Source organism: Halorussus halobius (assembly GCF_004765805.1).
Taxonomy (GTDB): Archaea; Halobacteriota; Halobacteria; order Halobacteriales; family Haladaptataceae; genus Halorussus; species Halorussus halobius.
The window spans coordinates 1-19,322 of sequence record NZ_SBIU01000011.1 but is presented as its reverse complement, the minus strand read 5'-3'; the positions used below and the strand labels follow the sequence as shown (position 1 = coordinate 19,322).

18 protein-coding genes and 1 pseudogene are annotated in these 19,322 nt (G+C 60.4%); 15 read left to right on the top strand and 4 right to left on the bottom strand.

Annotation, left to right across the window (positions count from 1 at the left end):
• The first annotated feature begins 23 nt into the window (after positions 1–23).
• The 3 genes and pseudogenes from EPL03_RS19510 to EPL03_RS19500 all read left to right on the top strand — a co-directional run bounded on the left by EPL03_RS19510 (position 24) and on the right by EPL03_RS19500 (position 1,348).
• Positions 24–514: pseudogene (locus tag EPL03_RS19510) on the top strand (hypothetical protein).
• A 3-nt stretch (positions 515–517) separates the two neighbouring features.
• Entirely contained in the window at positions 518–883 is a 366-nt protein-coding gene (locus EPL03_RS19505) for a DUF7568 family protein (RefSeq protein WP_135830759.1), read from the top strand.
• 69 nt (positions 884–952) lie between these two features.
• Positions 953–1,348, top strand: coding sequence for a DUF7567 family protein (locus EPL03_RS19500; RefSeq protein ID WP_135830758.1), 396 nt, complete (start codon positions 953–955; stop codon positions 1,346–1,348).
• 7 nt (positions 1,349–1,355) lie between these two features.
• Here the strand turns inward: EPL03_RS19500 and EPL03_RS19495 are convergent, their stop codons facing one another.
• On the bottom strand, positions 1,356–1,961 hold the full coding sequence (locus EPL03_RS19495; protein ID WP_229774170.1) for an RNA polymerase sigma factor: 606 nt from the start codon (positions 1,959–1,961) through the stop codon (positions 1,356–1,358).
• 140 nt (positions 1,962–2,101) lie between these two features.
• Between EPL03_RS19495 and EPL03_RS19490 the strand changes: the two genes are divergently transcribed.
• Positions 2,102–2,674, top strand: coding sequence for a hypothetical protein (locus EPL03_RS19490; protein ID WP_135830757.1), 573 nt, complete (start codon positions 2,102–2,104; stop codon positions 2,672–2,674).
• Between the two features lie 13 nt (positions 2,675–2,687).
• On the opposite strand, the gene EPL03_RS19485 is transcribed toward EPL03_RS19490, so the two are convergent.
• Positions 2,688–4,052, bottom strand: coding sequence for a restriction endonuclease (locus EPL03_RS19485; protein ID WP_135830756.1), 1,365 nt, complete (start codon positions 4,050–4,052; stop codon positions 2,688–2,690).
• 118 nt (positions 4,053–4,170) lie between these two features.
• Between EPL03_RS19485 and EPL03_RS19480 the strand changes: the two genes are divergently transcribed.
• The 6 genes from EPL03_RS19480 (at position 4,171) to EPL03_RS19460 (ending at position 7,805) form a co-directional block, all read left to right on the top strand.
• Positions 4,171–4,857, top strand: a complete 687-nt coding sequence (locus EPL03_RS19480; RefSeq protein WP_135830755.1) for a DUF6166 domain-containing protein — start codon at positions 4,171–4,173, stop codon at positions 4,855–4,857.
• Positions 4,857–4,988 carry a hypothetical protein gene (locus EPL03_RS20680; protein WP_008458061.1) on the top strand — a complete coding sequence of 44 codons (132 nt, stop codon included), beginning with the start codon at positions 4,857–4,859 and terminating at the stop codon, positions 4,986–4,988. The genes EPL03_RS19480 and EPL03_RS20680 overlap by 1 nt, the downstream gene beginning before the upstream one ends.
• Positions 4,989–5,104: 116 nt before the next feature.
• The gene (locus EPL03_RS19475; RefSeq protein ID WP_229774172.1) at positions 5,105–5,650 is read left to right on the top strand and encodes a hypothetical protein; all 546 of its coding nucleotides are present in this window, start codon (positions 5,105–5,107) and stop codon (positions 5,648–5,650) included.
• The gene (locus EPL03_RS19470) at positions 5,647–6,189 is read left to right on the top strand and encodes a hypothetical protein (protein ID WP_135830754.1); all 543 of its coding nucleotides are present in this window, start codon (positions 5,647–5,649) and stop codon (positions 6,187–6,189) included. The genes EPL03_RS19475 and EPL03_RS19470 overlap by 4 nt, the downstream gene beginning before the upstream one ends.
• Before the next feature lie 126 nt (positions 6,190–6,315).
• Entirely contained in the window at positions 6,316–7,518 is a 1,203-nt protein-coding gene (locus tag EPL03_RS19465) for a hypothetical protein (protein WP_210425047.1), read from the top strand.
• Between the two features lie 65 nt (positions 7,519–7,583).
• On the top strand, positions 7,584–7,805 hold the full coding sequence (locus tag EPL03_RS19460; RefSeq protein WP_135830752.1) for a hypothetical protein: 222 nt from the start codon (positions 7,584–7,586) through the stop codon (positions 7,803–7,805).
• A gap of 20 nt (positions 7,806–7,825) precedes the next feature.
• On the opposite strand, the gene EPL03_RS19455 is transcribed toward EPL03_RS19460, so the two are convergent.
• Entirely contained in the window at positions 7,826–9,064 is a 1,239-nt protein-coding gene (locus tag EPL03_RS19455; RefSeq protein WP_135830751.1) for an MFS transporter, read from the bottom strand.
• Between the two features lie 259 nt (positions 9,065–9,323).
• Here EPL03_RS19455 and EPL03_RS19450 point away from each other — a divergent pair, with 259 nt between their 5' ends.
• From EPL03_RS19450 to gdhB, 3 genes are all read left to right on the top strand, one after another.
• Positions 9,324–12,206, top strand: a complete 2,883-nt coding sequence (locus EPL03_RS19450) for a bacterio-opsin activator domain-containing protein (protein WP_135830750.1) — start codon at positions 9,324–9,326, stop codon at positions 12,204–12,206.
• 112 nt (positions 12,207–12,318) lie between these two features.
• Positions 12,319–12,462, top strand: a complete 144-nt coding sequence (locus EPL03_RS19445) for a rubrerythrin-like domain-containing protein (RefSeq protein WP_135806867.1) — start codon at positions 12,319–12,321, stop codon at positions 12,460–12,462.
• 2 nt (positions 12,463–12,464) lie between these two features.
• Positions 12,465–13,766 carry a glutamate dehydrogenase GdhB gene (gene gdhB / locus EPL03_RS19440; RefSeq protein ID WP_202614594.1) on the top strand — a complete coding sequence of 434 codons (1,302 nt, stop codon included), beginning with the start codon at positions 12,465–12,467 and terminating at the stop codon, positions 13,764–13,766.
• Between the two features lie 523 nt (positions 13,767–14,289).
• Here the strand turns inward: gdhB and EPL03_RS19430 are convergent.
• On the bottom strand, positions 14,290–15,735 hold the full coding sequence (locus EPL03_RS19430) for an amidase (protein WP_135830749.1): 1,446 nt from the start codon (positions 15,733–15,735) through the stop codon (positions 14,290–14,292).
• A 109-nt stretch (positions 15,736–15,844) separates the two neighbouring features.
• Between EPL03_RS19430 and EPL03_RS19425 the strand changes: the two genes are divergently transcribed.
• Both EPL03_RS19425 and EPL03_RS19420 read left to right on the top strand, forming a co-directional pair.
• Positions 15,845–16,696 carry a sulfite exporter TauE/SafE family protein gene (locus EPL03_RS19425; RefSeq protein WP_135822956.1) on the top strand — a complete coding sequence of 284 codons (852 nt, stop codon included), beginning with the start codon at positions 15,845–15,847 and terminating at the stop codon, positions 16,694–16,696.
• Between the two features lies 1 nt (position 16,697).
• Positions 16,698–19,133, top strand: coding sequence for a heavy metal translocating P-type ATPase (locus EPL03_RS19420; protein WP_135830748.1), 2,436 nt, complete (start codon positions 16,698–16,700; stop codon positions 19,131–19,133).
• Positions 19,134–19,322: the final 189 nt, after the last annotated feature.

Below are 19,322 nucleotides of genomic sequence, written 5' to 3'. Positions count from 1 at the left end.
GTCGGCGTTTCGAGGTGTCCAAGATGCATATGGTGATATACGCACTCGTAGAGGCATCGACGCACGACGACGCGCTGTCCACCGGAAAGTCGGTGTTCGACCGCCTGGTCGGCGCGGACCCACACGCCGGCGCCGTCTTCGATTACTATGTGACCTTCGACGAGGAGGACACGTCCGTTGCGGGGAAGGCACGATGGGGGGGTTGCCGACGGCAGCCCCCGTCGACTCCGATGACGGCCAAGACCTGCTCGAGTGTGGCTGGGAGGCGACGAAGGAGGAATTCGAGCGTAATCTCGACCGGGTGAAGGAGGCCATCGACGAGCTCTCCGACGAGGAGATCATGCGCGACGAGGACCTCGCCCGGCACGCCTTCCACCAGGTCGGTGCGTACGACGGCCCGACGATCTTCCTGTACACCGAACACGGAACCGGCATTCGCCACCGTGGACAGTTGGACCGACTCCTCGAGGAGAATGAAGAGCTCTGGATCGTGCCCGCTGACGTCCACTTCTAACCAATGCCTCGCATCACCAACTGGCGACGCGAGAGCCGCTCGCCGACGCTTGCGTATCGGAACACCGAGACCGGGGCGCGAGCCGTCCTGCATCGAGCCCCGGACTCCTACCGGTACAAATGGCGTGGGGCAATCCTCATCGACGGCTACCCGGTCTGGTCGCGGGGATACGAGACGAAGGATGCGACATCGTTCCGTGACGAGCTCCGGGAGCGGCCCGCACCGGACCTCAGCTGCCCGGAGTGTCCGAACGACGACGTTCGCGTCGGCGAGAAGGCGGCAGACGGGGCGAAAGTCCAGCGGTGGTATGACTGCCCCGATTGTGGGTACGAAGCCCCCTCACGCATCGTCTACGGCGCCGAACGGTGAGTGAGCGCTGGGCGCTGTTTTTCGGCCGGGCACGAGGTAGTGGCCCGGTACGACCGGGTGAGTTAACAAATGAGTCTCGAAGTACTTGACCGACACAGCGAGGCACTGTTCGAGTTCCTCTGGTGTCCCGTCTGCGGACAGGAGGTCTTCACTCACATCCCCTTCGAGGGGGTGTTCTGCAAGAACTGCAACACCCAGGTCGAACTCCAAGAATCCCGAGAGACGCGCGGCTACGAGGAGGCCGTGCTCGCCTGCTTCGATACAACCACGACCTGGAACCTCCACGTCGACGAGAAACTGCGCCGCGACCTGCCTGATGGGTCGGCGCGCGTGAAAATCTTCGGCGCACCGGGCGCCTACAAGGTCGACTGGTGGAGTCCAGAGCCGGGTGAAGACTGGGAACCTGTGGAGCGCGGGGAGTTCGACGACGTCGAGGAACCAGGGAAGGTGTCACACCTCGCATAACCACCAGTTAGGCCGTTTTCGGTTCAAGCAGTGATTCCATGTTTTCCTGCAATTCGTCGTACCCCTCAAACTCGAATAGCTCAGGGATTCGGGCTGTCGCTTGCGCTTTTTGTACTTTTTCACGGGCTCGACCAGCGTGACTACGTACAGTCCCGGTCTTCACGTCAAGCGCATCGGCGATTACGTACTCGTTCTTATTTGCTTCACGCATCACGTAGGTCAAAAACTGCTTTTTCGTGAGGGTGGAGTTATCCAGCAGTTCCTGATACTGTTCCCGATACGCCTCCACATATTCACGGGAGAATTCAGCTGCGACGTGAAATCCACCCCCAGAGGCAACTTCGCCGAGGACCCCAGGCCCACGGTTTGTTCCGACATAGAATTCCTCTTCCTCCGCATCCCAGTGTATATCGGGGATTACAAAATCAATCCCCATCGGTGATTCACGAAGGAATTCCAGCTTTTTCTCTTTCTCAGGATTGTTCTCCCAGTTACTAACAACCTGTTCGAGTGCCATACGGGAGAGATTGGCATCAAGTCCGGGGTGACCATCACGGAGAAGAACGGCTAAATCTCGGTCAGTAATCGTGTCTTGGTCTGCACTGTCGGACATAGTGATTACTGATAGGGTAATCAAACAAAGTATTTATATTTTGGGGTGGTGCAGAAGGCGAGGTGCTACAGATCGTGGACATACAGAGTCTATTGTTGCGCCGGTGATGGGTGCCGGCGCACACGTGCCGGCGATGATCGATGTCGACACGGAGTCAACTCAGATTCGTCGAACGAGTGGACCAGGACGGCGAACCAACCGATAACGACCGCGTCGCGCAAGTGTACCGACATTCGGACGGCTACCCGGAGAGCGTGCTTCGCGATCTTGCGCAGTTGAAGGAACTTCTCGACGCGACCCGTGCCGAGCGAGGACCGGGTTACACGGCAGCGTCGTTCGTGTTCCTCGACAAGCTCTCGACAGTCGACCTGTATCTGGATGGTGACGCAGATCGAACAATCGACGCAACACAGCCAGCGGATCTCCTCGAGCCGGACAATATGGAGCACCTCGACCAGCCGATGTTCCTGCTGGGACACGGTGTCGAGAACCCGGCTGTCGGCATCCACGGCGACGAGGAGTACCTCTACGTCGTTGAACTCCCGACCCGGAACCCATTCGAGGAGCCGTCCGAGTGGACGGTCAAGGTGAGTGGTCATTCCGCGTTCCCCCGGTGGGATGGTCCGACCGAGGACGCCTTCGAGCGGGCCAGCTGGCAGTTCCACGGCCCGCTTGAGCACGCGCTCGAAGAGCTGGTCGCTGAGCCAGCGTGAACACTTAGCCTGCTCAGATGATGCCGCCGATGACGAGTAGTCCGACGACAAGCAGCACCGTCGCGACAACGCTTCCCCCGGCTAGCCACTTGTTCTCCATCGCCTTCTCGTGAAGCGGCATATCGGCGTACTCCTCGCGGAACGCCTCGAGATTCTCCTCGTCGTAGAAGTACTTCGTCTTCAGCGCGAACCGTTCCGTCACCGCACAGCCCGTACAGATCGGCTCGCCTTCCAGCCGCTCCGTTTTGATGTGGCTGGAGCAGGCGATTGCCCCGCAGTTCGGACAGTAGGTGTACGTCTCGTCGACGCCGCTCGTGTCACAGTGGACGCACTGATGGATGCCGTCCTCGGCGGTTACTCGTGACGGGCCTGCCGCGTAGTACTCGTAGGGGTAGGTGTACTCCTGGAGCTCGGTCGTCTGTCGAACCTCGGGGAGGTACACCGGCTCAATCGACTGGACGGAGATGTCCGAGCGGTTCGGCTCGCAGGTCTTGTTGTACGTGACGTTGTTGTCGCCCGTGTAGGTCACCGTCGTTGTGTGGTGCTGCTGGAGCCGCTCGACGGCCCACTCCTTGTACTCCGTCTGGGTCTGCCCGAACCGCCGCTCCTCGACGTCGTCGAACACCTCGCCGAACTGCTCGGTGTCGAGGTCGACCGTCGCGTGGAAGTTCTCGGTGACCAGCGTCGCGACGTCTTCGTCGACGACCTGTGGCTGTCCGCGCTCGGCGTGGGCTACGAATCGCGTCCGGTCGTTGATCCGGTGGATGACGCCCACCGACGTCTCGAAGACGGCGTTCGTGTCCGCGGTGACCGCGACCACCGGGCGGAAAGTCACCGACGAATGCGTTTCTGGGAGGTCGGCGGCCTCAATGTTCTCGACGTCGCGGAACGCCTCCGCGACGGCCGCGTCGACGTCGACGGCCGGGTCGTACGGGCGGAGCGTCTCGTCGCAGAGGATCTCGATGCGCCCGTTGTAGAGGTCGAGGCCGATCTCGTCGGCGATCTCCCGGAGGTCCTCGCCGTCGAGCAGCTCGATTGGATGGGGGTCGTCGTTTTGCTGGAGTCGGTTTGCGTACTCCTGAGCAGGGTTCGTGAACCGGCCGGTCGTGACGACCATCCCGCGTTTCGGGCCGTCGAAGTCGAAGGTCGCGATGGCGGAATGGAGCTTCTGGACGACCGGCCGTCCGACCGTCCCCGTGTGCTTGCACTCGACGATGATCGCACGCCGCGTGCCGTCGACGACCTCCTCCATGATGACGTCGCGACCCTCGTCAGCCGTGCGGTCGGCCTGGCGGACGTTCTCGTAGCCGAGGTTTCGGAACACGTCCTCCATCACGTCCTCGAACTCGAACCCCGAGAGATCGTCCAGTACAGCCATCCTCAATTATGTGGACAGTACGTTGCAACTGCCAAATACGTTGCCGAACGCTACGCCATCCTGTTTGTTGAACCCCTGAGAGGGGTGCGGGGGTCACCGAACCGCCCGCGAGCAACGAATGAACGGGAATGTACCTATGGCCAGTTCGGAATCGGTTCCAGTAGCATCGCCCGCACAGTCTCACCGAGACGCAGTCGAATACGTCGGCTTCCGCGTCGACGGCCAAGCCGTCGTCCTGAACCTCTCGGAGCATCGGCGACTCTCTCTCGAGCGCAGTCTGGACCTCGTCAACCACAGTCCAAGCGGGTTCGAGTGGGGGTATAGTGGTAGCGGGCCCGCCCAGCTCGCGTGCGCGCTCCTCCTCGACTACTACGACGATGAGCAGTTCGCCCGTGAGCACTACATCGCGTTCCGGAATCAGGTGGTTTCGCAGCTGGAGTGCGACGGTGCCGCGGCGTGCTGGCACCTCCCCGGCGAGGAGATCGACGCCGCGATGGCGACCCTTACCGACGACGTCGTCGCCCTCGCCGACGGCGGACGGCCGTCACCGACGCTTCCCGAGAACTGGCGAGCCGTCTCTCGCCCTGATCGAAGAGTGTTCCAGCGCGCTGATCGCGACCACTACATCGTGATCGGGGATGGAAGCGACGAGTGGCTGGTCGTGCTCTGCAGCCAGGGTGACCGGGCATATCCTGCCCCGCTCGCACATCGGACAGTTGTCGAGGGGGCTGACGTGGAACAGGTAATCCAAGAACTCGCCGAAGAGAGCAACGACCTCATCGAACCCCCGGAGGGGGAGCACTGATGGAGACGCTTCGACTGGCGCGAGCCACCCACCAGCTCCTCGAACGAGGTGTCGAGGCGCTCGAGAAAATCGGGCGCGAACTGGAGCGATACAACGACCGACAGGAGCGCACCGACGACACCGACTCGTGACCGAAACTCACTCTCTAGACCAAATACGGAGTACCGGATTCCAGTATACGCCTACCCCCGATGGGTGTTCGTGTCCCATCCATCGGGAAGGCCAGCCGGTCACGGCGCCGCTCGGTTTGGGGTTCGCAGAGCGCGTCCATATCGAATCGATCCCGCGCCACGTCGCCGGCGCGATCTACGAAGCGCATCACTCCTATATGGACGATATCCCCCGGACGAATCTCGTCCATCACGGACTCTGTTACCAGGACCAGCTACTAGGTGCGATTACGTGGCGCTATCCGCTGATTCGCTCGCTGGAGTACGACGGGACGCGATTCGAGGGTGACGAAATCGTCGAGGCAGCACGGATTTGCATCGGCGTCGACTTCCCCAATCTCGCCTCTGCCGCCCTCGCCCGGTCGATGGAACGATTCGTGCGTCGGCACGGTCGGCGACGAGGCGTTCGGCTCCTGCTGACGTTCGTGCGAGCCGACTTCGACGGCTCGATGATCAAAGCGCTCAGAGACAAGGGCTGGCACTGTGCCGGTAAAACGGACCCCGGCCAAGCGGGAAATCGCCCCGATAAGCAGATCCGAGAGCAGCCGAAGTGGCGGTTTCTCTGCGAGGTCCCAGCTGAGTCCGACCGGGAACAGGCCTCACTCGGGAGGTGGTCCCCGTGACCACGAATGCCAGTCTCGATGAATTCGTAGCGGAGCCAGATTCGGACAGCCAGACAGATGACGGCCCATCGGTCGTCGACCAGCTGTTGAAGCCGGTATCGCCGTCGCTCGGACTGCAGCTCGTCCCCGGCAGGGGTGACCCATTATACCTCCAAAACAGGGGGACCGAACGCTACCTGTTCCGAGATGACCACGAGCGATGGTTCATCCTCCAGCCCTCAGCCAAGAAATCGGTCGATGACTTCGTTCGCTGGGTGTATCTCCCCGAGGACAAGCCAACCGAGATCGCCCGAACAGCGATGGGGCAACGAACGGTTCTCGGCTACAGGTACGTTACGCGGAGCGAGGCCCCCGAGCCGGTGGCGACGACGGTGACAGCGATGTTCGTCAGCGAGCCTTGGCCCGATGCCACCTACGAGTGTGGATCCTGTAGTAGAGAGTTCGACTCACCGCATAGTCACGCTCGGCATTGCTGGGAAGCACACCCCTGGGTTCCAAATCCTGAGCAGGTCCGGGTACGGAGAGACGAATCTGAGTAGTTCCGACATCTGATCCGAGCCGCGGACTGGATCTGGATTAACCAACACTCCCCGCCATTCAGAGACGGGCGTTGGTTAACGTGGTGTTGTTTTTGCGCCCGGGAGAGGGGCGCAGGGCGCGAGACGATGCAGTCGCACGTCGACGAGGATTCCTCAAGTGAGGTGACTGAGATGAAAGATCCAGAGTCCAGAACCATCTTCGCTGGCGTCGATGGGCGTACCGACACCGAACTACCAGAGTGGTACCGAGAGCGACACGGGGATGCAGACCCTGTGACCTTCGCCGAGGCGATTCGCGATCTTCCGCAGGCCGTCGAGACGACCGTGGCGTACCAGAATCCGTACACCGACGAGTGGGTCGAGACGGAGCGGTTCAACGCGCTCGTCGAGCCGAGTCGGGCTCAGGAGCAGGCCCGAGATGAGGACGCGGACACGGATCCGCTGTTCCACGTTCCCACAGACAGCTACTCGATCATCAACCCGGTCGACGTCTACGGGCCGCTGGGGGAGGTCCTCCGCGAGGAGACCATCGACGGGACCCCGCTCGGCGAGGTGATGTTCGGCGAGATTCGGCGCTACCGCGGTGGCGGCGAGGTCCACATGGACATCATGTTCGACGGCCTCGAGGTGCGCCTTCCTGGCCGGTCGGACCCGATCACGATGGGCGTCACGTCGGGCTACGACTTCTTCGGCGAGCACGCCGTCTACGTGGAGGGGTTCGCTCAGGATGGCTACTGCTCGAACACGATGCGCTCGCTCACCGACAAGGAGGTTATCAAGCACGTCGGCGACGTCCGGAACTTCCGGACCTGGTGGGAGGAACTCCTCGCACAGGTCGAACTCGTCGCCGACGACCTCTTCGAGTTCATCCGGGACGCCCAGGATATCGACCTCGACTTCTCGGAACTTCCGTTCACCGTCACGGAGTTCTACAGCCTGCTGGGCTTCCCGGACTACCTGGGCGAGCGTGCCGCGAGCGATGCGGAGGCCAACGCAGCCTCTCCCGTCGAGATCGACATGTGGACGCTGCATTCCGGGGCGACGTACGCGCTGACCCACTTCTTCCAAGGGAAAGAGGGGGCGTCCCTCGATCAGTACGTCCGGATCGCCAACGACATCCTGTTCAACCCGGAAGGCACGATCGAGCGCGTCGAGCAAGCGTACGAGCAGGAGCTAGAGGCGGACGACGACGGGTCGCAGGCCTCGCTGGCCGGTGAACGAGCCCTGGCGAGCATCGAGCGCGTCAGCGACGACCTGCAGGAGAAAGTCGAGCAGTTCGAAGAACGTGAGGACGCGCTGCGTGAGCGGTTCCAAGAGGCGATGGCCTGACGCCGCGTCGATGGCATAGTCATTTGGTCTGTTTTCTAGCCCTCGAGAGGTGGAGGCCAACAGAGATGGCTCAGTCCGCGATCAGCGACGGGAGTGATGATGAATTCCCACCTGAGAAACGTCTCGAAGCACCCAATTACCGACTGATCATGGCCGGTATCGCGACGATCCCGGATATGGAAACTCTGCAAGAGTGTGTTGCCTACGAGAACGCCCACCAGAATCGGACGCAGATCCTGCGCCGGCTCAAGTGGAAGGCCGAAGAGCTACGGGAGCAGGAATCATAATGGATTGGTTGATTCCGTTGCTACGAGTAGCCTGGCTCTGGAGCTCGCCATGCGACCGCAATTCCACAGATAGCCAGGCCTCCAGCGAGTAAAAATGCCGTATCGAAGCCGGCCAGATCGACAATAACCCCGCCTGCAATTGGGGCAATGAACGCCCCCGCTAACCCAATACTCGTCTGGAACGCGACCGCTGTCGCGGCGACTCGCGAATCAACCACCTCGCGGACGTACGTAAAGGACAGACCGAGCGTCAGCTGGACCGCAAATCCAGTGAGGAGGAGGAGCGCGACGAGCAGGGGCAGTGACCGAAACCGAGTAAAGACGAGCACGAATGGAGCCGCAGCTGCGAAGGATCCGAGGACGATGGGTTGGCGACGGCCACCGAAGACACGGTCAGACAGGAGGCCACTACTGATCCGGGAGACCACCCCGATTGCGGGGAACACTGCCACCAAGAGGCCACTCACCGCGAGTGATAGGCCAAGTTCGGTGGTGAGATACGACGCGCCCCAGCTATTCACGAACAGGTATAATGAATAGCCGAGAAAGCCGAGCAGCCCGACCGACCAGACACTCCGGTTCCGGAGAACCGCACCGAACTCCTCGAGAGAAGGAGCGTCTCCCCGGCTCGTTCCGAGTCCGCGACTGGCCGGCCAGAACAGGACGAGGCCGATGACCGTGAGGCCGGTGAATGCGACAAAGATGGCGGGCCACCCGAACCGATGCGCAATCAGTGGCCCGGTCCCCTGCCCGAGCGCGAATCCGATCGGACCACTCGCGGTGAAGATGCCGACCGCGGTCGCTCGATTCTCGCTGGTCGCTGCCCGACTCACAATGTCGATGCCAGCGTTCCAGACGACGACGTAGGCGACCCCACCAAGCGCTCGTGATGCAATCACAGACCGATAATCCCCTCGCCGCCCAGCGATCCATCCCCACGTCCCGGCGACAACGAGTGTCAGCACTGCGAGTGCCATCGCAGTCCTGGAATCCGCCCGGTCGAGCGCCGCTCCAGCTGGGAGGCTTGCGATCACCGCGGTGCCGAACATGACCCCGACCAGGAAGCCTGCGATCGTCGGCCCAATATTCAGTGCGTCGCGAATGAGCGGGGTAACACTCGCCGGGACGATCTCATAGGCTGCGAGCCCCGTCGAGATGAGACTCGCTCCAGCGACGAGTCTCCACGCCGACTGACGCTGCTGTTGCGGTTCCTTGCTCGTGGCGTCTTCGGGCTGGGTGGTGGGAGGTCGGGTAGTCATTCCTCGAGAGTCCGGTTGGATAGCGGAACGCTGAAATCGGGAAGAGTCGGTCGACCGCGAAAAGTCCCGATAATCGCGTTTTCATATTCCGTAGCGCGCTCCCTATCTCACGGGGTTAAACAACAAACGTCTTTGGCGCGAGGCGGTTAGATAGTTAACTAGCAATGGACGTACATTCCGACCCGGGCCAGTACCGGAGCTGGAGGCGAGTTCGCATCGGCACCGAGAGTAACATTCGCCGTCCCTCAATGGTCGAATAATGACTGCTTCCCCACCCATTCTGGATGTGTCGACGGTGTTGCTTGTCGGGACAGACGACTGGCTCACACAATTCGCCACGACGCTCGAGAAACGGACTGATGCCAGCGTACACCACGTTCGAACCAAGACGGAGGCAATCGACATCATCCGGACGCACCCTACGGACTGCCTCATTACCGAGTACGCACTCGAAGAGACAACCGGACTCGACCTCCTCCGAGAAATCCGCGAGGAATCGCCTGCGCTCCCGGTCCTCCTCGGGACTACTGCCGGGAGCGAAGCCATCGCCAGCGAGGCCATCAAAGCCGGTGTCACCGATTACATCGCGCTCTCGGACCCGCCAGCACAGATGACCGACGGACTCATCGAACGAACCGAGCGTGCGATCCGGGCCGCACAGCGGTCGGCCACGCGACGGGACCGGGCCAGACAGTTCGACGCGATCTTCAACGATTCGCGAACTGCGACGTGGGTGCTCGACCCGGATGGTGCACTTGCCCGTGTGAATGAAACAGCACGAGAGATGGTCGATGAAGCCATCGACACGCTCGTCGGCGAACCGTTCTGGACGCTTCCGTGGTGGTCACAAGCTGGTACAACGAACACGGATGTCCAAAAACTCGTGGAGAAAGCACTCGACGGGACGTTCGGCAACGCGGTCGTCCCACAGCTGCCAGACGTCGATGATCCGCGCGTTATCGATCTCTCCGTGCGCCCGGTCGAAAACGAGCGCGGCGATCTCGTCTCTATCGTCGTCGAAGGCGTCGACATCACCGAGCGCGTCGATCTCGAACGGAATCTCAGAGAGTCCGAAGAACTGCACCGGGTCACGCTCAACAACATGACCGATACCGTCCTCATCACGGACGAAGCCGGCGAGTACACCTACGTTTGTCCCAACGTCCACTTCATCTTCGGCTACACCGTCGACGAGATCCGGAATCTCGGAACGATCAATGACCTCCTCGGCGACGACCTCTTCGACCGGGAGGAACTCGCGGAAGACGGCGTCCTCAAGAACATTGAGACGACGGCGACCGATAAAGCCGGGCGCGAGCACACGCTCCTCGTCAACGTGCGCGAAGTCTCGATCCAGGACGGGACTCTCCTCTTCAGCTGTCGGGACATCACGAAACGCAAGCAACGCGAAGAGGCACTCGCCACGCTCCACGAGACGGCCCGCGATTTCCTCTACGCCGAAACTCACCAAGAAATCGCCCAGCACGTCGTCGACGACACACCTGGTGTGCTCACTCTCGATGCGAGTGCGGTCTACCTCTTCGACGGTGAGGCCAACAATCTTCGACCCGCAGCCCACTCGGCGACGATGACCGAGCTGAACGGCCCACTCCCGACCGTGCACGCCGACGGGGAAACGCTCCCGAGCTACAGTTTCGTTGAAGACGAAGCGTTGTTCTTCGACGACGTTCACGACGCAGATCGGCTCGAAAATCGAGCAACTGACCTCCGAACTGCGGCCTACATCCCGCTCGGCAACCACGGGGTGTTCGTTGCGGGCTCGAACCAGGTCGGTGCATTCGATGAGGTGACGCGAGAGTTGGCCGATCTGCTCGCGGCTACTGCCGAAGCAGCCCTCGACCGCGTCACACGGGAATCACGACTCCGGGAACAGGACCGAACACTCCAGACGCAAAACGAGCAATTGACCGCCCTGAACCGCATCAACGAGACGATACGGGAAATCGATCAGGCTCTCGTACAGGCGGAGACGCGCGAGGAAATCGATCACACGGTCTGTGAACTGCTGACCGCCGACGACCGGTTCCGGTTCGCCTGGATCGGGACGATCGATCCGACGACCGACACCTTGGAGCCTCGTGCCTGGGCCGGGACCGAACAGGGGTACTTGGATAGTCAGTCGTTCGCCGTCCAGGCATCGGGTGCAGAACCGGCCGGACAAACCGCAGCCACTGGCGACGTGACGATGGTGACGAACGTCGCTGCTGGTCTCCGTGACGAGGCGTGGCGGAAAGACGCCATCTCCCGGGACTACCTGTCCGTATTGAGCATCCCGCTCGTGTACAACGACCTTACCCACGGTGTGTTGACGGTGTACGCACCGACCCAGGATGCGTTCGACGAGACGGCGAAGGCCGTCCTGGGAGAACTCGGCGAAACCATCGCGTCCGCTCTCAGTGCGATCGAACGGAAGAATGCGTTGCTCACGACGTCGATGACACGTGTCGAGTTCACCATCGAGGACCCGAAGTTTGTCCTCTCACGGCTCGCAGCGGAGGCGGAGTGCACCCTCTCGTATCAGGGTGGCGTCCAGCAGTCCACGGAAGGCAGCTACGTGTTCGTGACCGTCGAAGACCGGGCGGTAACTGACGTGGCAGACGCGGCCTCGCAACTGGTCGGTATCGACGACGTGCAGCAGATCAGCGCGGACGGCGAGGGGGGTGTTCTACGGCTCCGGCTCACACAACCGTTCCTCGCCTTGGAGCTGGCCGATCACGGTGCCGTCTTCCGCGAAGCGACCGCTGATCCAACCACGACGACGCTCGTCATCGATATCCCGGACAGCATCGACGTCCGAACGATCACGCAGCTCGTCCGTGAGACGTTCGCTGGCGCTGAACTCCGTGCCAAGCAGACGCTCGATCAGACCGCAGAACACAATCTCTACTCGAAGTTCCTCGATTCAGTGACGGAGCGGCAACTGGAGGTGATCCAGACGGCGTACTACAGTGGGTTCTTCGAGTCGCCCCGTGAGAGCACGGGCGAAGACGTAGCGGAGACACTCGGCATCTCCCCACCCGCGTTCTATCAACACGCGCGGACCGTCCAACGGAAACTGTTTGCTGCACTCTTCGAAGAGAACAATCTCCCGGTGGCGGCCCAAGCGGAGACAGTTCAATAACAAATCCACTGGTTGGAGTGCTGTTTGGTAATCAACTGCCGAGTATTTCCTTATACACTTATTACACCTTATAGAGTGCGCCACTCCGCCTGGCGGCACTCGTGAACTCACAATGAAAGATGTCGACCCTGAATCAGACGAAGAAACCCCCTACGAGTGCTTCGAATGTGGCAAAATCATCATCGCGGAGGATAGCCCGGGCCAGTGTCCCGACTGTAGCGGCCCGATGCGAAACCGTCGAATGCCGCTCGAATGACCATGGCATCGAAATCTGATAGCACCCACGACGAGTCAGGCGACGAGGCGGCAGATTCGACCGAACCCGAATCGGCACTCGAAACCGCCCGCCGCCAGTTGTACCATGCTGCCAGCTATCTCGATATCGACCAGAACATCGTCGAACGGCTCAAATATCCCAAAAAGGTCCACGAGGTGACGATCCCCATCGAACGGGATGACGGCACGGTCGAGGTGTTCACGGGCTACCGCGCGCAGCACGACAGCGTCAGAGGGCCATACAAGGGCGGGTTGCGATACCACCCCGACGTGACCAGAGACGAGTGTGTTGGCCTCGGCATGTGGATGACCTGGAAATGCGCCGTCATGGACCTCCCGTTCGGCGGAGCCAAGGGTGGTGTCGCGGTCAACCCGAAGGAGCTGAGTCCGGAAGAGAAGGAGCGGCTCACCCGTCGGTTCACACAAGAAATTCGCGACGTTATCGGGCCCAACCAAGATATCCCCGCTCCGGATATGGGGACGGATCCGCAGACGATGGCGTGGTTGATGGACGCGTACTCGATGCAGGAAGGCGAGACAACACCGGGCGTCGTCACCGGAAAACCGCCAGTGGTCGGCGGCAGCGAAGGGCGTGAAGAAGCCCCCGGACGGAGCGTTGCGATCATCACACAGTTGGTCTGCGAGTACTACGACCAGCCGCTCGATGAGACCACTGTGGCAGTTCAGGGGTACGGGAGCGTCGGAGCGAATGCGGCCCGACTCCTCGACAAGTGGGGCGCGACCATCGTCGCGATCAGCGATGTGAATGGAGCGATGTACGAGCCGGACGGAATCGATACAGCTTCAGTTCCGTCCCACGACGAAGAGCCGGAAGCCGTCACCACGTACGCGGACACCGTGATTTCGAACGAGGAGCTTCTCACCCTCGACGTCGATGTCCTCATTCCGGCCGCCCTGGGGAACGTGATCACGAAAGAGAACGCGGAAGCAATCGCCGCCGATCTCGTCGTCGAGGGCGCGAACGGCCCGACGACGTCTACGGCTGATTCGATTCTCGCCGACCGGGATGTCGCCGTGATTCCCGATATTCTCGCCAACGCAGGCGGTGTCACGGTGAGTTATTTCGAGTGGCTCCAGGACATTAATCGGCGAGCGTGGTCGCTCGAACGAGTCAACGATGAACTCGAAGCGGAGATGCAGGCTGCCTGGCGAGCAGTCAAAGACGAATACGAGAACCGCGACGTCACGTGGCGCGATGCTGCCTATATTGTCGCACTCTCACGAATCGCTGAAGCCCACGAGGCGCGGGGGCTCTGGCCGTAGGGAGATGGATCATCGACCATTCAGACGGATTCGACAGCCAACCACCCCGCTTGAACGAGGACTATTTCGACTGTATCAACTTGCTAGCCCCGGGGCTTTCCTCGTTACTATCTGCTTTGTTGGATACGTCGGCATCGGCTTTAGCTTATCCGTCGTCGGGATCTATGATCCAGCGTACTCCGTGATGGATTTCACTGACCCATTTTTCACGGGTTTGTCATTTCTGGCAGGATTCTTCATCAGTACGATGGCGGGAACGCTTGCTGTACTCACGCTCCTGCTTAGCCCCAACGATTCGAAGGCCAATTTCGTTGTCATTATGAGTTTCATCGCTCTTGGATTTGGGGCCGCTACTATGCGAGTCACATTTGGGGCTGTCCAAGTATATCTCGCTGATATAGTAAGCAGTCTTCTATAGGAATGAAAAATAATTTCGCACAATGAGAAAACCAGTTACTGTGTTTGATCTCGGGAACTGCTCAAGAGATTCAGACGCTGTGTCAGCCACCGATGACTGGTCAGTTCACCGTACAGGATACTGATCCATCCACGGTCGAACTCGTTCGAGTGCTGCAGCGACGCTCAGAATATCAGCTTCGGCAAATCGCCTGCCAATTATCTGTAACCCAACAGGGAGACCGTTGTCGGTAACCCCAGCAGGAACCGACGCTACAGGATGGCCAGTCATATTGAACACCCATGTCAACATCACGTCTGTCGGGACACCAATCACGGATTGACCGTTGATTTCCGTTGGATAGCCGTCGGTGAGATGCTTGCTGAACGGTGGGACGGTAAGAGTGGGTGTCACGAGAACGTCGTAGCCAGTCAGCGCGTCCTGAATGCCATCGTATGCATCAGTCCGTGGCGCGTTCTGTAATCGATTGTCGGCAGCGTCGGTCTCTGTTCCTAATGCGATCGTCGATCGAACCGTGTCTTCGACATCTGCCGTCTCAAAGTCGATGCCGTACCGGTCTTCGATTCGTTGAGCGAATGCACTGAAGAAGACGCCAACCTGCGTGACGTACGCCATCGAGAGCTCTTCATACGACGGGAGCGAGACGTCCACAGTATCGACTGTCGCACCGCCGGCCGCTAGGTCCGTGACGGCAGCATCAACTGTTTCACGCACCGTCGATGCAACTGGTTGTAAATCCAGATTCGGACTGTACGCAACCGATAGCTCAGTAGTCGGCCGATTAGTGGCCTCGACGTATTCCGTCTCTGGACGGGGCACACTAAATGGGTCTCGGTCGTCATAGCCTGCGAGGACATCGAGTAAGAGAGCTGTGTCCTCAACTGTTCGTGCCATCGGCCCACCCACAAAAAACGGAGAGTGGGTGCCGAATCCGTCGAATGGGATACGTTCGGGAACGAGCCCGAACGTCGGTTTCAGCCCGATGACGTTACAACAGGAGGCTGGGACCCGGAGCGAGCCACCGATATCCGACCCGATGGCAAGCGGTATGGCACCCGCCGCAAGCGCCGCTGCCGAGCCGCCAGATGAGCCGCCCGCAGAATGATCGGAGTCGAACGGGGTCGGAGTCGCACCAACGAACCGATTCTCTGTCTTAATAGTGTGACCGAGTGCCGGTGTGTTAGTCGTACCGACGATGACGGCACCGGCAGCTTCCAGCCGCTCGACTGTGATGGAATCCTCGTCGGCCACGTTATCGGCCAATGGAGCGAGTCCCATCGTATTCTTGACACCCTCTTTCCGGCTCCGAAGATCTTTGATTGCGACTGGCACACCGTGGAGTGGGCCGAGGTCTTCTCCACGGGCCGCTGCAGCGTCGGCCGCGTGAGCACGCTCCCGTGCCGATTTCTCAGTGATCGTGATGAACGCGTTCAAATCATCGATTGCTCCGATACGCTCTAGGGTTGACTCGAGGAGGGTTAGCGCAGACACACATCCAGTACGGGCTTCAGACGCAAGTTCCCGTGCCGATCGCTGCATGAATTCGGGCATATCTAATGAACATTCGGGCTGTGTGTTCCTATTTATTCTCATCAGTGACCTTCGAAGTCACGGCCCGAACCGAAACCAACTACACAGGACGGGTGGTATACTCTAATCTATGCTGGCTTTGCCAGCCGTGAGTATGATCTCGGCAGTCCTAGTACAACTGAGTGAGATCGGCATCGCGAGTGGCTACGGACTGGTGGTGTTTTTTCTGATTGGCCTCCTCGGCGGTGCACACTGTATTGGAATGTGCGGCCCGCTTGTTGCAACCTACGCCGAGCGTATGGAAACCGACGACCGCTGGTCTGGCGCACTCACTCTCTATGAAGTGCGACAGCACACGCTGTTCAACCTCGGCCGGACGATGAGCTACGCCCTCATCGGGGCTGTCTTCGGGGCTGCTGGCGCGCTGCTCTATGGGACGATCGGGCTCGCCGGGATTCTCGGGCCAGTCCAGGGTGTCGTCGGCATCTGCATCGGCGTGGCAATCCTCGGGATGGGAATCACCCGATTGGCCGGCTACCAACAAGGAGCCGTCGAAGGTGTGATTGCCGATACTGGTATCGGATCAATATTCGCGCGAACTTACACAGTGATCTCGACACGGATCGACCGCTGGGTCAACGGCATCGGCATCGTCGGGCTTGGCGCGCTTCATGGATTGTTGCCGTGTATGCTGCTCTATCCCGCATTCCTGTATGCGTTCGCACAGGGCTCGCCTGTATATGGTCTCCTCTCGCTCGCCGCGCTTGGGCTCGGGACGATTCCTAGCGTGTTCCTCTACGGAACGGTGATCCAGTCAGTGAGCGCCCGCCAGCGACAGGTGGTCCACTATGGACTCGGTGTGTTGTTCATTGGGCTCGGATACGTCCTGTTAGCGATGGGGCTCATGCGGTTTGGCGTCGTGCTCCCGTTGCCCGACATCCCGTACTATCAACCGATCTCCGGCTCGGAGGCGGTTGCGTAACATGTCCACCTGCACACTCTGTGACCTCCCTATCGAAGACCCAATCATCGACAAGGCCATCGACGGCGAGTTCTGCTGTCGGGGCTGTCTAGAGGTCGCACGCCTGGTTGACAACGGTGAGGACGTTGACCTCTCCATTACGGCCGTCCGTGACCGTGTCGCGGCCGAGGATTCCCAACCCGATGTCCCCGAGGGCGCCGAAACGGCCTACCTCTCGATCGACGGTATGCACTGTCAGACCTGCGAAGGATTCATCGAACTCCTTGCCGAGGAAGAGGACGGTGTTCACGAGGCGCGTGCGAGCTACGCCACTGAAATGGCGCAGGTGGTGTACGATCCTGCCCAGATCGACCGTAACGCGATCTCCGCTGCACTCAGTCGACTGGGCTATCAGGCCCACGGTCCCGACGAGGAAAACGACTCGCTGCGTTCGCGTGTCGAGTTCGGAAAATACCGTGCAGTGCTCGCGGCGGTACTGATGATGCCCGTGTTGATTCTCTACATCCTGTTCATCTATCCGGTATACCTCGGCATCTATCCCGAGAACTTTCTCTACGGGAGTACCGTTGAGGCGATGGTGTTCGGGCCGCTAGCGGTCTGGAGCACACTCATCGTTATCGGGCTCGGATATCCGATCTTCCGTGGGGCCTATGTGAGCCTGAAAGTCGGTCGCCCGAACATGGACGTGTTGATCGCCATCGCGGTGCTCGCAGCGTACCTCTACTCGCTGGCCACCTACCTCACGGGCGGGCGCGATCCGTACTTCGACGTCGCAGTGATGGTGCTCGCGATCGTCACTATCGGAAACCATATTGAGTCACGGGTCAAACGCGCTGCACTCGGCAATCGCGCTGACCTCACTGATTCACGCGTCGATGACGCCCGCCGGCTCGACGACGACAGCGAGGCCACCGAAACCATCGACATTGAAGCGTGTGAGCCTGGCGATCACCTGTTAGTCAAACCTGGCGAACGGGTCCCAGTCGACGGCCAGATTGTCGACGGGACTGCCGCGATCGACGAGGCACTCGTCACAGGTGAATCTCTCCCGCAACGGAAATCCGTCGGGGACACTGTACTCGGCGGGTCGATCCCCACAGACAATGCGGTTGTCGTCGAAGTTGGTCCAGAAAACACCAGCACGATGGATCGCCTCGTCAAACTCCTCTGGAACGTCAAGAGTTCTGCGACGGGTGTCCAGCATATTGTCAACCGCTTTGCAGTACTGTTCGTTCCGTTCGTACTCGGGCTTGCCGTGCTAACTGCCACTGGCTGGTTCGTCCTCGGCAACGACCCGAATACAGCTATAATGGTCGGTGTCTCTGTGTTAGTGGTCTCGTGTCCGTGCTCGCTCGGGATCGCGACCCCGCTTGCTCTCGCGGCGGCCACCCGCGATGCCACCGATAATCGCATACTCGTTCTCAACGAGACAGTGCTCGAGCGGATCGACGACTCCGCGGTCGTCGTGTTCGACAAGACTGGGACGCTCACCACGGGGAAGATGGAGCTTGTGGACGTCGCTGGCGACGATCCTGACGAAGTGCTTGCGATGGCGGCCGCCGTCGAACGCCGGTCGAGCCACCCCATCGCCGCTGCGATCGACGATGCCGCCCCGCCGACCACACGCTCTGTGTCGCGTTTCGAGAGCGCCGACCGTACCGTGTCAGCCCTCGTCGACGATACCCGCGTGGTTATCGGCCATCCAGACTCCTTTGACGCCGACGAGTGGACGATACCTACAGAAATCGAGACAGCCGTCACGGACGCCTACGAATCGGGCAATCATCCGACGGCGATTGCCTGGGAGGGTGTCGTCCAGGGGATCGTCTCGGTCCGAGATACGCCGCGTGAGAACTGGGAACACGTGGTTTCCGATCTCACGGATGCGGACCGGGAAATCGTCGTGCTGACAGGCGACGACGAACGGATGACCGAAACATTTGCAAACCATCCAGCGATCGATCACGTATTTGCAGGCGTGCGCCCCGAGTCCAAGGAAGCGATCGTCCAGGGTCTCCGGGAGCGCGGGACGACGACAATGATCGGCGATGGAACGAACGACGCGCCCGCCCTCGCGAGCGCAGACCTCGGGATCGCGGTCTCGAGCGGCACCGATCTGGCGATCGAGGCGGCCGACGCGGTAGTACTGGACGACCGTCTCGACGCCGTTCCTGAGGTCTTCGAGCTGGCGAGTGAAACACGAGGCCGAATCAAACAGAACCTGCTCTGGGCGGCTGGCTACAACGCGATCGCGCTTCCACTGGCAATGACTGGCGTGATCACGCCGTTGATCGCCGCCGTTATGATGGCGATCAGTAGTCTCATTGTCGTCTTTAACTCGAAGCGCCGACTGCTTTCGACGAACGGAGATCATTCGGCTGAGACCGACTCTAGCGAACGCAGCGATCGACTCGGACCTCCCGCACACTCGGACTGAGCGATCGAACGCAAGCATCGTCCGTAACCATCCTGCTACGCTTTATGTATAATAACTGCCGCCATTCGTCTTTAGCTAAGACTCACACCTCGGTTGCGTAGTGGTAGCGAGCGTCTCTTGTAGGATCGGTCGTTGTTGGTGGATCTTCTGTGCATCTTCGATCAGCCGCTCCAACAGCGGCGGTGGCGA

What these genes read in the sequence shown, in the direction of transcription:
- EPL03_RS20680 (WP_008458061.1), top strand. Translation starts at nt 4,857, where the DNA reads ATGGAGACGCTTCGACTGGCGCGAGCCACCCACCAGCTCCTCGAACGA.
- EPL03_RS19465 (WP_210425047.1), top strand. Translation starts at nt 6,316, where the DNA reads ATGCAGTCGCACGTCGACGAGGATTCCTCAAGTGAGGTGACTGAGATG.
- EPL03_RS19460 (WP_135830752.1), top strand. Translation starts at nt 7,584, where the DNA reads ATGGCTCAGTCCGCGATCAGCGACGGGAGTGATGATGAATTCCCACCT.
- EPL03_RS19430 (WP_135830749.1), bottom strand. Translation starts at nt 15,735, where the DNA reads ATGCCCGAATTCATGCAGCGATCGGCACGGGAACTTGCGTCTGAAGCC.
- EPL03_RS19445 (WP_135806867.1), top strand. Translation starts at nt 12,319, where the DNA reads ATGAAAGATGTCGACCCTGAATCAGACGAAGAAACCCCCTACGAGTGC.
- EPL03_RS19505 (WP_135830759.1), top strand. Translation starts at nt 518, where the DNA reads ATGCCTCGCATCACCAACTGGCGACGCGAGAGCCGCTCGCCGACGCTT.
- EPL03_RS19425 (WP_135822956.1), top strand. Translation starts at nt 15,845, where the DNA reads ATGCTGGCTTTGCCAGCCGTGAGTATGATCTCGGCAGTCCTAGTACAA.
- EPL03_RS19455 (WP_135830751.1), bottom strand. Translation starts at nt 9,064, where the DNA reads ATGACTACCCGACCTCCCACCACCCAGCCCGAAGACGCCACGAGCAAG.
- EPL03_RS19420 (WP_135830748.1), top strand. Translation starts at nt 16,698, where the DNA reads ATGTCCACCTGCACACTCTGTGACCTCCCTATCGAAGACCCAATCATC.
- EPL03_RS19495 (WP_229774170.1), bottom strand. Translation starts at nt 1,961, where the DNA reads ATGTCCGACAGTGCAGACCAAGACACGATTACTGACCGAGATTTAGCC.
- gdhB (WP_202614594.1), top strand. Translation starts at nt 12,465, where the DNA reads ATGGCATCGAAATCTGATAGCACCCACGACGAGTCAGGCGACGAGGCG.
- EPL03_RS19500 (WP_135830758.1), top strand. Translation starts at nt 953, where the DNA reads ATGAGTCTCGAAGTACTTGACCGACACAGCGAGGCACTGTTCGAGTTC.
- EPL03_RS19450 (WP_135830750.1), top strand. Translation starts at nt 9,324, where the DNA reads ATGACTGCTTCCCCACCCATTCTGGATGTGTCGACGGTGTTGCTTGTC.
- EPL03_RS19480 (WP_135830755.1), top strand. Translation starts at nt 4,171, where the DNA reads ATGAACGGGAATGTACCTATGGCCAGTTCGGAATCGGTTCCAGTAGCA.
- EPL03_RS19490 (WP_135830757.1), top strand. Translation starts at nt 2,102, where the DNA reads ATGTCGACACGGAGTCAACTCAGATTCGTCGAACGAGTGGACCAGGAC.
- EPL03_RS19485 (WP_135830756.1), bottom strand. Translation starts at nt 4,052, where the DNA reads ATGGCTGTACTGGACGATCTCTCGGGGTTCGAGTTCGAGGACGTGATG.